The 14,442-nt window shown below is 36.8% G+C and carries 12 protein-coding genes; 3 read left to right on the top strand and 9 right to left on the bottom strand.

What is annotated here, in order from left to right; all coding sequences use genetic code 11:
• Positions 1-168: 168 nt before the first annotated feature.
• On the top strand, positions 169-1,383 hold the full coding sequence (thrC, locus tag ACESM9_RS00920; RefSeq protein ID WP_372994346.1) for a threonine synthase: 1,215 nt from the start codon (positions 169-171) through the stop codon (positions 1,381-1,383).
• Positions 1,384-1,452: 69 nt separating this feature from the next.
• Here the strand turns inward: thrC and hsp18 are convergent, their stop codons facing one another.
• On the bottom strand, positions 1,453-1,890 hold the full coding sequence (gene hsp18, locus ACESM9_RS00915; RefSeq protein WP_372994344.1) for a heat shock protein Hsp18: 438 nt from the start codon (positions 1,888-1,890) through the stop codon (positions 1,453-1,455).
• Positions 1,891-2,108: 218 nt separating this feature from the next.
• Between hsp18 and ACESM9_RS00910 the strand changes: the two genes are divergently transcribed.
• Positions 2,109-2,753: an FMN-dependent NADH-azoreductase gene (locus ACESM9_RS00910; protein ID WP_372994342.1), complete on the top strand. Its 645-nt coding sequence runs from the start codon at positions 2,109-2,111 to the stop codon at positions 2,751-2,753.
• 51 nt (positions 2,754-2,804) lie between these two features.
• Here ACESM9_RS00910 and ACESM9_RS00905 read toward each other — a convergent pair whose 3' ends face one another.
• The 6 genes from ACESM9_RS00905 to ACESM9_RS00880 all read right to left on the bottom strand — a co-directional run bounded on the left by ACESM9_RS00905 (position 2,805) and on the right by ACESM9_RS00880 (position 9,217).
• Positions 2,805-3,272 carry a hypothetical protein gene (locus tag ACESM9_RS00905; protein ID WP_372994340.1) on the bottom strand — a complete coding sequence of 156 codons (468 nt, stop codon included), beginning with the start codon at positions 3,270-3,272 and terminating at the stop codon, positions 2,805-2,807.
• Positions 3,260-3,598, bottom strand: a complete 339-nt coding sequence (locus ACESM9_RS00900; RefSeq protein WP_372994338.1) for a YtrH family sporulation protein — start codon at positions 3,596-3,598, stop codon at positions 3,260-3,262. The genes ACESM9_RS00905 and ACESM9_RS00900 overlap by 13 nt, the downstream gene beginning before the upstream one ends.
• A 344-nt stretch (positions 3,599-3,942) precedes the next feature.
• Positions 3,943-7,065 carry an efflux RND transporter permease subunit gene (locus ACESM9_RS00895; RefSeq protein ID WP_372994336.1) on the bottom strand — a complete coding sequence of 1,041 codons (3,123 nt, stop codon included), beginning with the start codon at positions 7,063-7,065 and terminating at the stop codon, positions 3,943-3,945.
• An 11-nt stretch (positions 7,066-7,076) separates the two neighbouring features.
• The gene (locus ACESM9_RS00890; RefSeq protein WP_372994334.1) at positions 7,077-8,321 is read right to left on the bottom strand and encodes an efflux RND transporter periplasmic adaptor subunit; all 1,245 of its coding nucleotides are present in this window, start codon (positions 8,319-8,321) and stop codon (positions 7,077-7,079) included.
• Positions 8,322-8,373: 52 nt separating this feature from the next.
• A complete protein-coding gene (locus tag ACESM9_RS00885) occupies positions 8,374-8,805 on the bottom strand; it encodes a MarR family winged helix-turn-helix transcriptional regulator (protein ID WP_372994332.1) in 432 nt (143 codons plus the stop codon).
• Between the two features lie 124 nt (positions 8,806-8,929).
• Complete coding sequence (locus tag ACESM9_RS00880) at positions 8,930-9,217, bottom strand: putative quinol monooxygenase (protein ID WP_372994331.1); 288 nt, start codon at positions 9,215-9,217, stop codon at positions 8,930-8,932.
• A 180-nt stretch (positions 9,218-9,397) separates the two neighbouring features.
• On the opposite strand from ACESM9_RS00880, the gene ACESM9_RS00875 reads away from it, so the two are divergent.
• Positions 9,398-11,008: a phosphodiester glycosidase family protein gene (locus ACESM9_RS00875; RefSeq protein WP_372994329.1), complete on the top strand. Its 1,611-nt coding sequence runs from the start codon at positions 9,398-9,400 to the stop codon at positions 11,006-11,008.
• A 279-nt stretch (positions 11,009-11,287) separates the two neighbouring features.
• Here ACESM9_RS00875 and ACESM9_RS00870 read toward each other — a convergent pair whose 3' ends face one another.
• Together ACESM9_RS00870 and ACESM9_RS00865 are read right to left on the bottom strand one after the other, a co-directional pair.
• A complete protein-coding gene (locus tag ACESM9_RS00870; protein WP_372994327.1) occupies positions 11,288-12,208 on the bottom strand; it encodes a DUF2935 domain-containing protein in 921 nt (306 codons plus the stop codon).
• Positions 12,209-12,294: 86 nt separating this feature from the next.
• Positions 12,295-14,376, bottom strand: a complete 2,082-nt coding sequence (locus tag ACESM9_RS00865) for a sigma-54 interaction domain-containing protein (protein ID WP_372994325.1) — start codon at positions 14,374-14,376, stop codon at positions 12,295-12,297.
• Positions 14,377-14,442 lie beyond the last annotated feature (66 nt).

Genomic DNA, 14,442 nt, shown 5'->3' with positions numbered 1-14,442 from the left:
TCTTTTCATGCATACTATATCATTTTAAGCTTCATTGACAACATAAATAGGTTATATGATAATGACATAAAAGGTGTAATATCATTAGATTTCATAAATGGATTATATATTATTCTTTTTCTATATAAAAGTAAAGAAGCAAGGAATTGTCGAAAGGAGAGGAAATTTATGAAAAGTGTATCGATACATTGTACTGGTTGTGGACAAAAATTTGAAGCAAATCAAGCTGCTTTTCGCTGCAGTGTTTGCAATGAACCCTTGGAACTTGTAATAGAAGGGGTTAATGAAGGTAAAATCAAAGAAGGGAATATCCTGACACAGACCATTTGGGAGCGATATGCTGACTTTTTACCCTTCTTTCATAAGGAATATGAGGTATCATTGGGAGAAGGATTTACGCCATTGACAAATTTGAAGAAACTCTCAGAAAGCATAGGCATTGGCGACTTGTACATAAAAAATGAAAGTCAAAATCCTACTTGGTCCTTTAAGGACAGAGGCACAGCATATGGTGTAATGCATGCTAAAAAATTAGGTTATAAAAAAATCGGAACAGTATCCACAGGAAATATGGCCACATCTGTAGCCGCTTACGGTGCTGCAGCAAATATGGAGACCTTTGTACTGGTGAGCAAAGATATATCACAAGAGAAAATCAACCCTATAGCCATATATAACCCTCATCTTATAAAAGTTGAAGGAAACTACGGTGACTTATATTTTGAAAGTCTGGAGATAGGGAAGGATAAGGACATCTATTTCATCAACTCAGATGCTCCTATGAGGGTAGAAGGTTCCAAGACCATTGCCTATGAGATATGCGAACAGCTTAGCTTTCAAATGCCTGATTATGTTATTGTCCCTACCAGTTCAGGTGGCAACATAAGAGGTATTGAAAAAGGCTTCAGAGAGTTTAAGGCCTGTGGTTTGATAAATCATGTACCGAAAATAATATGCGCTCAAGCCCTGGGCTGCTCCCCTATATATAAAGCCTTCAAAGATGGCAATGATACCATAGCCAGGGTTGATAATCCTCATACCATAGCCCATGCTATAGAAAATCCCTATCCTCCAAGCGGCAATCAGGTATTAAGAACTCTGAGAAGCAATGGCGGAAAAGCAACAGCAGTATCTGATGAGGAAATAATAAAGGCTCAGGCCTTGATGGCAGAGCAGGGCATATTTGGGCAGCCTGCTTCAGCTGTTCCCTTGGCTGCCATTATTAAGCTAAAAACAGAAGGTATTTTAAAAGGAAATGAAAAGATAGTATGCATAGTAACAGGAAGCGGCTTAAAATACACTGCTGCTCTCGATATGCAAAAGCTTGATTCAACAGAATGCAGGCTTGAAGAATTAAGGGATTTTATTTCAAGCAACTATTAACGCAATGGAAAACCTCAGGAGAAGCTCAATGTAGAATGCTCCTGAGGTTTGCACTTCCTATTGCTATTCCTACTGAATATTTATCCTTTTCCTACTATCGGGGCCTTTCTCCAATTTAGGCAAAGTCACTCTTAATACACCATCATTAAAAGAAGCATTTATCTTATTTTCATCAACATTTTTTATATATAAACTCCTCTTAAACTCACCATAATGCCTTTCACGCCTTACATAGTTTTCTTTCTTATCTTCTACAGTTTCATCTCTCTTGGCGCTGATGGTCAAATTGCCATTATGAAATTCTATATTTATATTTTCTTTTTTCACTCCGGGTAGGTCTGCTTCCACAAGATAATTGTCTTCTGTTTCTTTCAAATCAACTTTAAAATTTCCCTTCCCTGGGCTGGTCATGGAATAATCATCATCAAAGAAGAATATAGGAAAAGATGAGAAAGCATCACTAGGCAACATAAAATGGTTTTTCCCATAAGGAAACATATCTGCCATTTTTCATTCCTCCTTAATTTGTATAAACGATACAAATAAAATTGGGCACATTTTTGAGCCTTGTTATATTAGTATTTTGATTATGATTTAAAAAAATAAACTGTGATATTGGAGGAATTTTTGCCATTAATTTATTAGAAAGGCTTCCATTGAAAACATTTTTCTTCGTATAAATAAACGCCTAAAACAAATAATATTTACGATTGGGAGGTGATATATTGAAGATATTATTATATATTACCGTAAATTCTAAACCTGAAAAACTTTCTGTAAGCAAAACAGTTGGAAGACAGTTTGTAAATCGTTTTATTACTAAAAATCCTGATTATGTGGTTGAAGAACTGGATCTTTACACTGAATATATACCCGAAATAAACCATGTCATATTTAAGAAAAGAGCAGAACCAGTGTCAGGAGCTGAATATGAAGCATTATCAGAGGATGATAAAAAAGCAGTGGATAGAGTAAATGAATTATGTGATCAGTTCTTGAGGGCTGATACCTATGTAATTGCCGCACCAATGTGGAGTGTAAGCTATCCTTCCATATTAAAAAGATATATAGATTGCATCATACTTAATAATAGAGTCATTAAAGTATCCCCTGAAGAAGTAACTGGTCTTTTGGATGATAAAGAAAGAAACATGATTTACATTCAATCTTCAGGAGGTAAGTATCCAAAACTCCTCTCTGGAAAATTCAATCACGGTGTTGACTATTTCGAGGATACATTTAAATTTTTGGGAGTCAAAAGATTTGAAAAAATATTGGTGGAAGGAGTTGATATGCCGGATATTGGCAGAGAAAAAGCCATAACAAAAGCTTGCCTGGATATTGAAAATGTCATAGCTAAGCTTTCATAATTTATATGAGCATAAAAGCTGCTGATTTATTCAGCAGCTTCAATTTATATTTCAATCCAATGATTTAGCTAATATCCATATTTTCAATATTTCGGTCAATACTAGTCTTTCTACTTTAAGCTTGTATTGACCCTTTTCCGTCATCATAATTCTGTTATCCACCACTTGAACTATCATATCTCCGTCCATTGATTTTACTTCTTTCCCCAACAGCAAAGCATATTTTTCCCTTACAGCTTTTTCTATCTTAATTTTGTCTATTTCATCTCCTTCAAAATTTAATACTACCTCTATATCTTTCAAAACAATCTTTCTGGTATTAACTGACTTTTCAAGAGCTTCAAGTTTAGCATCCCTATCTTTGATAGTATTTTCAAGGTATGCAATCCTTTCATAGAATTGATCCATCCTATAGCTAACAACAACGCTTATAGTGGCTGCGCCCATTAGCATGCCGGCAACTATACCTGTTACAAAACAAAGTAGTATCTTTGAGCCAGGCTTTCTCATTTGACCCATAATTCACTGCTCCTTTTAATCAGCTTTATAAATCCATAGGCAGTATTGGACCCTAAAAGTGCTGTCAGCACATATATAGCTTGTTTAATAATAGATTTGAATTCTCCTCCGAAGATACCCTTTTCTATAGCCGCAAAAGAAGAAAATGTATCGCCCAGCGCAATAGCCATGGCCCATATCTTTATAGATCCTGCCAAATCAACCATAGCTTTAAGTGGAGGATGGTCTGTAATTATTGCTGCTATGCCTGCAAAAATACTGGCTCCAATAACCACACCAAAAGCGATAAAAAAATTGCGCACTACACTGATATATAGAGCAGACAAAACATCACCACCCATAATTAAAAGTTCTCATACAAATGCCTTTTATATAAGCTATGGTGATTATGTTTTCTTTATGATGCTTTATTAAATCTAATATAGAATAATTGATTACATAATAACAGAAAATTTCATATGAAAAATTTACTATGGAGGTTGGAATATTGAAAACCCACCAGGTTAACATGTCAATTTAAGCTTCACTCATGAAGAAGTACTGCAAGAATGGAAACCCCAAGGTAGAAAAGACAATTATGAAGTCACTAATACATAGACATCAAGATATGGTAAAAAAACAGGAGTAATTACATAGGGTCAGGTTTCCATTACCTGACCCTATTATTTATTTATGGATTTACATCCAACTGTGCTTTAGGCTTTTTTACTTTAGTCTTATATTTCATTGATATATTATCAAACAAGCAGTATACCACTGGCACTATCAGCAATGTCAATAAAGTGGAAGTTGTCAGTCCGAATGTTACCACTATAGCCATGGGGGCCATTGCCTCTGCTCCTTCGCCAACCCCTAGAGCTAATGGTATCATGGCCAATATAGTGGTCAAAGTAGTCATAAGAATTGGTCTCAACCTTGTAGGTCCCGCCTTGATGATTGCAGCATCCCTATCCATACCTCGTCCTCTTAAGGTATTTATATAATCCACCAATACTATGGCGTTGTTTACAACTATACCAGCCAACATGATCACACCTATAAATCCAGGAACACTGAGTGGTTTATTGGTGATTGCAAGGCCGAATATTGAGCCGGAATATGCAACAGGCACTGAAAACATAATAGTTAGCGGATGCACCAATGATTCAAACTGTATTGCCATAACCATATAGACCAAAATTATTGCCAATATCAAAGCTAAAGTAAGGTCTTGGAAGGCTTCCACCATTTGCTCATTTTCACCTGTAAACTTAATGGAGTAGCCATCAATCAATCTATAGCTGCTTATCTTCTCTTTCAGCTCTTCATTTACATCACCTGAGCTTCTTCCAAAGACATCCGCTGTTACTGTTACATAACGCTCCTGATCTGCTCTGCTTATGCTGGTTGGACCTTGCTCAATCTTTATTTCGGCTATATCCAACAAAGGTATCTGCATGCCCAAAGGAGATAGTACTGATATTGATTTTAACTGTTCCAGAGTATTTCGTGTATTTTCTGGATATTGTACCTTTATATCTATTTCTGTCCCATTGACTTTATAAGTTGTTGCCACTCTACCCTCTACAGCTGTTCTGATGACAGAAGCAACCTGGGTAGTAGACAATCCGTAAGCTGATGCCTTATCTCGATTTATATATACCTGAGCTTCAGGTCTTCCTTCTGAGATACTGGATTCAACCTGCCTGGTTCCTTCTGTTGCTGAGACAATTTTTACAATATCCTTGGATATTTCCTCTAATATTTCCAAATCTGGCCCGCTTATCTGGATGGATACTGAGCTGCCGCTACTCATCCCTCCAAAACTTGCAGATAGGTCGGTTACCTTTATATCGGCGCCAGCAATATTTTTAACTGAGTTCCGCACCTCTTCCACAATCTCTGATGTGCTTCTTTCTCTTTCAGCTAAAGGCTTCAAAGTTACGCTAATAGAAGCCGAATCACCGCTGGAACCGCCTCCTATGGATATGACACCTGAACCACCAACACTTACATGCATGGTATCCAGTTCGGGAATCTCAGAAAGCAAATTTTCCAGCTTTATTGCTACATCATTGGTGTTTTCTACCAAACTCCCCTTGGGCATTTCAATATCTACACTGAACATACCCTGATCCATTGCAGGCATAAATTCTGAGCCAATAAAGGGTATAAGAAATAAGCTGAATATAAATACTGAAAGAACTATAGCTATTGTCTTTACTTTATGCTTCAGCACCCATACCAATATCTTCTGATAAAGCTTATCTATTCCGTTGATTGCATCGTCCCATTTATCAAATATTTTGTTGAGTAAACTGTTTCTTGAAACTTCATGGGGTTTAACCATCTTTAAGAACTTTGAACTTAGCATCGGTATAAAGGATAAAGCTACTATTAAAGAAGCCAGCAATGAGAAGGTTATGGTCAGAGCCATCTCCTTAAATATCTGAGCTGCAACTCCTTCTGTAAACGCTATGGGCAGAAATACCACTATAGTTGTAAATGTAGAAGCCAAAATGGCATTTCCTACCTCCTGCGCACCTGACAATGCAGCTTCAACCCTGCTGAGACCTTCATTTCGATGTCTGTATATGTTTTCCAAAACCACTATAGCATTATCAACAAGCATACCTACACCAAGAGCCAGACCTCCCAGGGAAACTATATTCAATGATATTCCGGCAAAATACACCAGTACAAAAGTAGCGATTATGGATATTGGTATAGCTGTAGCAATAATCAATGTGGTTCTTATATTCTTAAGGAAAACGAACAAAATAAGTACTGCCAGTACTCCACCTACTATCGCATTGTTTGCCACATTGTTGACTGACATCTCTATATATTCACCTTGATCAAACACTATATCGATACTCAAATCAGGGTATTCCTTTGCAATCTTCTCTAATTCTCCCTTTACTGCCCTTGTTACATTAACAGTGTTGGCATTTGTCTGCTTCTGGACACTAATGCTCATACTGTTTCTGCCGTTTGTCCTGCTGTATGAATCAATTGGCTTATTGGTGTCCACAACTTCTGCTATATCGCGAATATATATGGTTGTTCCATTGGACATGGTAAGCGGTATATTTTTAATCTGCTCAACGCTTTCAAATTCTCCTGTACTTCTAACCAAAAGTTTCTTATCTGCGTATTCCACTGTACCGCCTGGAAGGTTCAAGTTTTCAGTTTGCAGTATAGTTATGATCTGGTTTAGGGATACACCATAACCTGCAGCTCTTTGGGGATCCACATTAACTTGTATCTCTTGGGTTCTCCCTCCTGCAACGTTCACTGAAGCTACTCCTGCCAGTCTTTCTAATCTTGGTTTGATATTTTCCTCTGTAAAATGTTTCAGTGCTATATCATCTGAACCATTGGTTACGCTTATTGTCACTATTGGCAGCATATTGGGATCTAGTTTCATAACCAAAGGGTCACCTACATCATCAGGTAGATACCCTTTGATCATGTCAATCTTCTCTCTCATATTCAAAGTGGCAAAATCCATATCCGTACCGGAATTGAACTCGGCAATGACTATGGAATTCCCTTCGCTGGAAATTGATTGAATGGATTTTACATTGTTTACGGTAGCAATTGCGTTTTCTATGTTTTTTGTAACAATAGTCTCAATCTCTTGTGGGGCAACACCTGAGTAACTTGTTGAAACAATGGCAATGGGTAAGCTTATATTAGGCATCAAGTCAACAGGTATCTTGGAGAGGGACACTCCACCCAACAATAGTACAATCAAGACACACATCAGTATGGCTACCGGTCTTTTTACGGATATTTCATGTATTCTCATTTTTACACCTCTTAATTATCTGAAATAACTACTGTTGATCCATCTTTCAAGAAATTCTGACCCTTTACAACAACTGTTTCACCCTCGTTAAGGCCATGTATTATTTGGATCTCATTATCATTAAATATACCGGTATCAACTTCTGTTTTTATAGCTTTATCACCATTGATAACAAATACATATTTTCTGCCTTCTTCCTCTACAACGGAAGATAAAGGAACCAAAATGCAGTTTTCTGCTCTATCCAGAATCAGTTGCACTTGAGCAAACATGCCTCCTTTTATGGTGCTTGGCGGGTTATCCAGAGTTATTTTTACCAAGTATGTCTGCTTCATCGCATCAGCTGAAGGGGCCGCTGCTACTACAGTCCCCGATAATGCTTCCTCTGCTATGGAGCCTATAGAGACCTTCACTTTATCTCCTATCTTCACTTTTCCTATAACATCCTCATTTACATCTACTTCAATAATGTAGCTGGAATCGTCTATGATTATGAATGAAGGAGTTGTGTTGCTTACAAACTCCCCAACCTTTACATTCTTTGCAGAGACAACTCCGCTTATGGGGGATTTGACACTCATATTATCCACAGCATTTTTTGCAATGTCATAGGAAGCCTTGGCCTGATTTAACTGTGCTTGAGCTGTTTCAATGTTTTCAGCAAAGCTCTTTTGTTCTGTCAATTCCAAATTAGCTTTAGCAGTCTCATACTGCTGCTTTGCAAGTTCAAGCTGGGATTTTGCTCGATCGTAATTAAACTTTGATTCTGCCCCTACTTCATATAAAGTTTTTATAGTCTCTAAATTTGTTTTCGCATCGTTATAGTTTATTTCCGCAGAAGCCACTGCAGATTTAAGCTGAAGCATCTGCTGCTCATAGGTAGTACCGGACATTTTTTTTAGATTGATTTCTGCCATATCTACTGCTGCAGCTGCTTGATTCAGCTGTAGCAGTGCATCTGTCTTATCCAATTCAAACAATATTTGCCCCTTTTTAACTCTATCACCAAGATCAAAGTTTATTTTGAGGACCTTTCCTGGCACTTTGGGCAGTACCATTATTTCCTGTGCCGGCTTTACTCTGGAACTATAGCTGACAAAATTTTCAATCTGTCCTGCCTCAACCTTGGCAACTTCTACTGTTGTAGGCTGCTCCCAAGTCACATCAGCAGTTTCCATAGCTTGTTGTGAACTGCATCCCATGCTTAGGCTCATGCTTAATACTATTAGTACAATAAGTAATAAACTTCTTTTCATTATATGTGTCCTCCTAATCCATTTGCATATATGCTTATAATCTTCCTTGCCCCTATGAATTCAGTATCTTAATAACTATCTTTTCCATTATTTTACTCAGATATATAATTTCTTCTTTATCTATATCTTTTGTATAATAGTCAAATATCTCTCTTCTCTTTATGTCTATTTTCCTAAGCAGTCCTTCTCCTTTCTCACTCAATTTTATTATTACCTGTCGTCTGTCGATTTCGCTTCTGAACCTATTTACCAGGCCAAAATCATAGAGTCTGTCAACCAGGCTTGTAACAGCCCCCAAGGTAACTCCCAAATAGTTGGCAATATCACTTACCACACACTCATCTTGAGTTCTTATATAAAACAGCATATATATCTGAGTATTTGTGACAGGAATATCAATGCCCTCAGTGATTTTAGCAAAAAGCTTCTTGTGCAATTCATAGGATATCTTATCCAGCTCTTTCATATCATAGCTTATCTCCATTTGTTCACCTTCTAAATAATTTAATGATTAAACTATTTTATAGTTTAATATATAATACTAGATTCTTCAATATGATAATAGGGGTCAGGCATGAATTATTCTTTTTCAAGCCTGACCCCTATTATCATACTAATTGTTTATATATATTGAGGTCACCGGGTCTCTTGTCAAGATTCTTTAAAATAGGAACTATACTTTTAACATGTTCTGTAGTCTTATGCTTTTCCAATGCAGATATATCTTCCCATTCTTCTATAAAAGTGAGTATTTTAGGATCATTCTCATCCTGAAACAATCCATAGCTTATGCAACCATCTTCTTTTCTTGTAGCCTCAACCATTCTTTTCGCATTCTCTACGAATTCTTCAACCTTACCTTCTTTAACATAATGTTTGGATACGACTTTGATCATATGCTCCACCTCCTCTTATGCTATCCTCAATTATATTGGCAATATTATACACTTAGCAGCACAATAACTCAAGTCTGAGGCTTTCTTTACAATTTTCTTCTTTTTTAGACAAAGTGCTGTTTTCTTTCTATTCTATGGTATAATTAAAATCAAAGATTTAGGACAGCATAGGAGGATATTATGAAAAAGATATTCACTTTGATATTGGCAATTTCAATTATATTCAACACTCTAACTATTGTATATTCTGCTCCTGAAAATGTAGGAGTTGGCACTCATACAATTAAGGTAGCTGATTCAAACAAAACAGTAAATGTGGTAACTATAGACTTAAACAGTCCTGATATGGTACTGGAGGTAGTTACAGCAAATGATAAGGTGAGTGGATCCGAGGACTTTATGTCAATGATAAATCGGAAGAAGCCTATAGCAGCTATAAACGCTAATTTCTTCGATGCATACAGCTCACTGGAACCCTATGGTTCGATAATAAAAAACAAGGAATTTATATATCTAGAGGGCAAGAATGCTTCGCTTTTTATTCAGGATAAAAATAAGGTGGATATGGATTATTTTAAAGTAGAAATAGACGGATACCTGGATGGAAAAAGACAAAATGAGTGGAATAATGTAAGACAAGCCATGGATTTTAATCTTTTCAAGGTCTGGTATATAAATAACCTTTCCAAAGACAGCACTGGAGTATATATCTATACCCCTGCAAGAGGGACAAGTATCTGGTTAGAAACCGGAACTGCCATAGAGGTTATAGAAAACAAGATTACAAAGGTAACAAAAAACCCAAAGGAAACTATAATACCATCAAATGGATATATAATTTATTATGCAGCAAATGCCGCTGATGACAAGTACATAAACGACAGATTCAGAATTGGAAGAACCGTGGAGCTAAGTTATAAAGCTTTGCCTGCTTTGGAGGATAGCAAAGAAAAGTCAGAAGAAAAGGCAGCTGCCCCTGCACCATCGGCCAAACAGACCCTTTTATACGGATGTGTTGATAAAGAAACAAAAAACTATTGGGATAATGCAAAGAACGGTATGGACTTTAATCTCTTCAATGTCTGGTATATAAACTCTAAACCCATAGATTCTACGGGAGTTTATCTATATACTCCAGAAAGAGGAAGCTCCCTTTCTGTGCCGGAGGGGAAAGCAATTACTGTTTCAAATAAAAGGGTTTCCAAAATAGACTTGAAAACCACAAACATTTCCATACCTAAGGATGGATTTGTAATATACTATGGCAAGGATGCAGCCAATGATGATTATATAAATCAAAGATTCGCTGTAGGCAAAACGGTAGACTTTTTCCATAAAGATACTTTGGTTTTGGATACAGATAATATAATAAAGAAGGCTGTTGCAGATAACACTGCTGCTTTAGCAGAAGCAATAACACAGAACACTGAAGCAGCAGCAATAGATATACAAAAGGTGGAACATATGATTTCAGCAGGCCCATACCTGGTGAAGGATGGCAAGATTATAGCAGATGCGGTAGCACAAGGATTCAAGGAAGACAAGATAACTGTAAACAGAGCTCAAAGATCTGCTATTGGTATTACCAAGGATAACAAGCTTAAGTTGGTAACCGGAGGTAATCTTAATATGACCGAATTGGCTCAGGTCATGCTGGAACTGGGCTGTGTAAAAGCCATGAACCTTGATGGTGGAGCCTCGTCTGCTCTTTATGCCAAAGGCAAGATGATTACAGCTCCCGGAAGAAAGCTAAATACAGTTTTGATGATATTGGATGTGAAACAACAGTAAATAGTAACTGAGGCTGCAGCTATAGGTATTCTCAGATATGTCTTCATTATACCATATAGCTTATTGTTTAAACGCATAACCTACTATTTATGCTGATGCTTGCATATAATATATTAAGTGCCTATGATCATTACAAGATTGGTAAAAATTATTTCTTGCAGGAACATTAAAACCCTGATGTAAACTAAGTGATGCATAATATTACGTCATAAATAATCACTGCCATATCATTAATGCTTTATCATATGATATGACAGTGATTAACATCTTAAATAGTAATTAATCGGCAACCATTTTCAGCAATCGGAGAAAATGATTAGCTTCTCTTAATACATGGTCTCCTAATAATGGTACAATAATTGATCTGATTCTGCATGCCAGTAACCCCTGTGTTGCTTGGGCCTTAAAGTCACGGATGGCTAATGTAGCTTTAAGGCTTTCGCAAGTAACATGGCAAATAGGCAGAGTCAGGTCAATTGCTCTTTTTGCTTTGCATGTGAGCTCGTCAAACTCATCTCCAAAATTATCTGCAATATTTATCAATTGTTCCTCTGTTGGATCAAGCAAACCACGTATGAATTTTGCATGTTCTGCCATTATTCTGTTCCAAAATGCTTCCTGCTCAAAGGCTTCTCTATCTACATCAATCATTTGTCCTCTTTGAAGTTTTTGAACCAACGAGAGATAAAGCCTTGCCTCTCGCATGATATGCTCAATCAGCAGTGGATAGTTTAAGGTAAACATTCTGCATGACAAAACATTGGAAAGAATCTCCTCTTTAAATCTTATCAATGCCGCAATCAGGCATATGGCTTTTTCATTAAGCTCACATACCTTTTTCTTCAATACAGGACTGACTTCTGGACATACCCCTCCAGATAATCCTGCTTCTGCACGTGTGAGATCCGTTGGTAAGTCTACTCCAGTGTAAAACTCAGTAACCAATTCGGCATTAAGCGTATATGGCGTAATAACCTCTCCCGATTGGAGAATACGTGGATCCACAACTCCGTCAGATAGTATGATGACTTCTTTTAATAGTTTTTCAAATTCCATTCTAAATGCATCTGCTCGTTGTGTAAAATTAGCATCTCTCGGGGTAAACCCTAATTCGAGGAAGAAGGAATGCTCCTTCATTATTCTTGCGAAAAAAAGGTGCAACCCCAGCGATTGACGGACAAAATCCGTACATGATAACATTTTACATAAACCTCCTTAATAGATTATTATTTGAAAACATGTCTTTCTCACTAATAATCTATTAAGGAGTTGTACAAAGGTTACACCTACAAAGAGATAAAGTTATATATATCCCCATTTATTGTCTTAAGCTGACTTAAAAAAGTTTTCCCTCTCTGGTTTATCCTTGTCCCCTGTCTTGTACTTCCCACATTTATGAAGCCCCAACTGTCCAGTTCCTTTAACACCTTCCTTAAAGTGCTGTCGGTGGTATTTACACCTTTTGATAAAAGCTTATCTAAAAGGTATGCCCTGCTGGCTCTCACATATGAATCATCAGCTACTTCCAATTCTTCTAATACAGCTGTAAATATTCCTATAGGGCAGATATTCTCCAGGCTTTTAATAATACCTACCACACCTTCATCATGTTCCTCTGTTATGTCCGAGCCTTCAGTAATGTCTATGGGAAGATCGCCTACATCGATGATATTATCATCTACAATTTCAACTACATAATGTATTAAATTTTCAAGTTCTCTCACATTGCCGGGCCAATCATATTTGATAAGCTTATCTATAGCTTCTTTTGTGAATTTCTTCTCAACTTTTAAGCTTCTCATATAATAATTTATAATATATTTTATATCTTCTTTTCTGTCTCTTAATGGAGGAACCTTTATAGTTATAGTATTCAAACGATAATAAAGGTCTTGTCGAAACTGATTAAACCTGATCATTTCCTTCAGGTTCCTATTAGTAGCTGCAATAACCCTGACATCAACAGGTATGGGGCTCATACCTCCTACCCTTAATACTTCCTTCTCCTGAATAACTCGAAGCAGCCTTGCCTGGAGGCTCAGAGAAGCATCTCCTATTTCATCAAGGAATATAGTACCTAGATGTGCTAATTCAAATAGTCCTCGCTTACCACCTTTTTTTGCTCCGGTAAATGCTCCTTCTTCATAACCGAACAACTCGCTCTCTACAAGACCTTCAGGCAAAGCAGCGAAATTTACTGCAACAAAAGGTCCGTCCCTTCGAGAGGAATTTCTATGTATGGCTTGAGCGTAAAGCTCTTTTCCTGTACCGTTTTCTCCAAGAATAAGCACTGAAAGGTCCGTCTTTGCAACTTTTCTGGTCATCTCTGTAACTGTTCTTATGCTTTTGCTACAGCCTATTATATCGGAAAAATCGTATTTTGCTACATTTCCTTTGTTTACTAGCTTTTTTCTTATTTCTTTTTCCTTATTCTGTATCTCGGAAACATAATTAAAGCTTACCACTGTACCTGTAACCTTTTGGTTATCGCTCAAGTAGTTTTTGTTTATCATTACATCTCTTCTGTTTATATTAAATACATCGCTGTCTTTATCATCGAAGCTTTTTATGAAATTTATTATATTAACATTGTCAATAAATTTAGCAATGTTGTCTCCTTCACTAATTTCCTTATCTGTTCCTAAATATGCCTTGATTCTGTTATTTTTAAATATTACATTGCCGTCTAAATCCAAGGCCATTATTCCATCAGAAGAAGCATCCAATACTGCAACCAGTGTAGACTTAAGGTCACTAATTTTTCTGTTTAGAGAAATGAATTCCTTCATATACCTTAGTGAAAAGAGGTTTATCCTCTCCAAGGGCAGACCTAGATATAAGATAACCTCTACAATAGTTGATATATCAATAACTTTTAACCCTAAATCTATTATCCTGCTGATTTTTTTAGGTACATAATCAGAAGCCCCGGCGGTTATAGCAAGGTCTATGGAATCAAGCTCCCAATCATGCAACTTTGTTCCGGGACTGTAAGGTATATATTCAATATGATTTAAGCCAATCTCTTTAAGCAAATCTACAGTTTCTTTTGCAGCATAAAAATAGTTGCTTACAACAAGAGCCTTGGCTCCTGCTTCTATATTGAAAACTTTATAGAGTTCTAATGTATTAATATTGCGTATTACAGTAATTATCTTTGCATTCAACGGAGCCTTTTTCTTAACCTCATCACGTATGGCAGAGCTGGCAGCCATAATGAGGTCAAATCCTAAAAAAAGCTCCTGGTCATCCTCTAAGTTAAGAGTAACAATTTCCATTTCATCATGAAATATGCTCTCCAACTGGTTTTTAAATCCTTTTCCTATTCTTTCGTCTGCTGCTACTACTGCGATCCTGTATTTAGCCATTTTGAACACTCCAATGTACTGTTTTTAGCTTCTATTATACACTTGTCTCTGCGGTTTTTGTCAAAT

It is taken from the genome of Lutispora sp. (assembly GCF_041687175.1).
Classification (GTDB): domain Bacteria; phylum Bacillota; class Clostridia; order Lutisporales; family Lutisporaceae; genus Lutispora.
This window is presented reverse-complemented; position numbering and strand designations above follow the sequence as displayed.

Bases quoted from the DNA above. Each gene is read 5' to 3' on its own strand.
- ACESM9_RS00875 (WP_372994329.1), top strand. From the start codon at position 9,398: ATGAAAAAGATATTCACTTTGATATTGGCAATTTCAATTATATTCAAC.
- ACESM9_RS00895 (WP_372994336.1), bottom strand. From the start codon at position 7,065: ATGAGAATACATGAAATATCCGTAAAAAGACCGGTAGCCATACTGATG.
- ACESM9_RS00885 (WP_372994332.1), bottom strand. From the start codon at position 8,805: ATGGAGATAAGCTATGATATGAAAGAGCTGGATAAGATATCCTATGAA.
- thrC (WP_372994346.1), top strand. From the start codon at position 169: ATGAAAAGTGTATCGATACATTGTACTGGTTGTGGACAAAAATTTGAA.
- ACESM9_RS00870 (WP_372994327.1), bottom strand. From the start codon at position 12,208: ATGTTATCATGTACGGATTTTGTCCGTCAATCGCTGGGGTTGCACCTT.
- ACESM9_RS00905 (WP_372994340.1), bottom strand. From the start codon at position 3,272: ATGGGTCAAATGAGAAAGCCTGGCTCAAAGATACTACTTTGTTTTGTA.
- ACESM9_RS00880 (WP_372994331.1), bottom strand. From the start codon at position 9,217: ATGATCAAAGTCGTATCCAAACATTATGTTAAAGAAGGTAAGGTTGAA.
- ACESM9_RS00865 (WP_372994325.1), bottom strand. From the start codon at position 14,376: ATGGCTAAATACAGGATCGCAGTAGTAGCAGCAGACGAAAGAATAGGA.
- ACESM9_RS00890 (WP_372994334.1), bottom strand. From the start codon at position 8,321: ATGAAAAGAAGTTTATTACTTATTGTACTAATAGTATTAAGCATGAGC.
- hsp18 (WP_372994344.1), bottom strand. From the start codon at position 1,890: ATGGCAGATATGTTTCCTTATGGGAAAAACCATTTTATGTTGCCTAGT.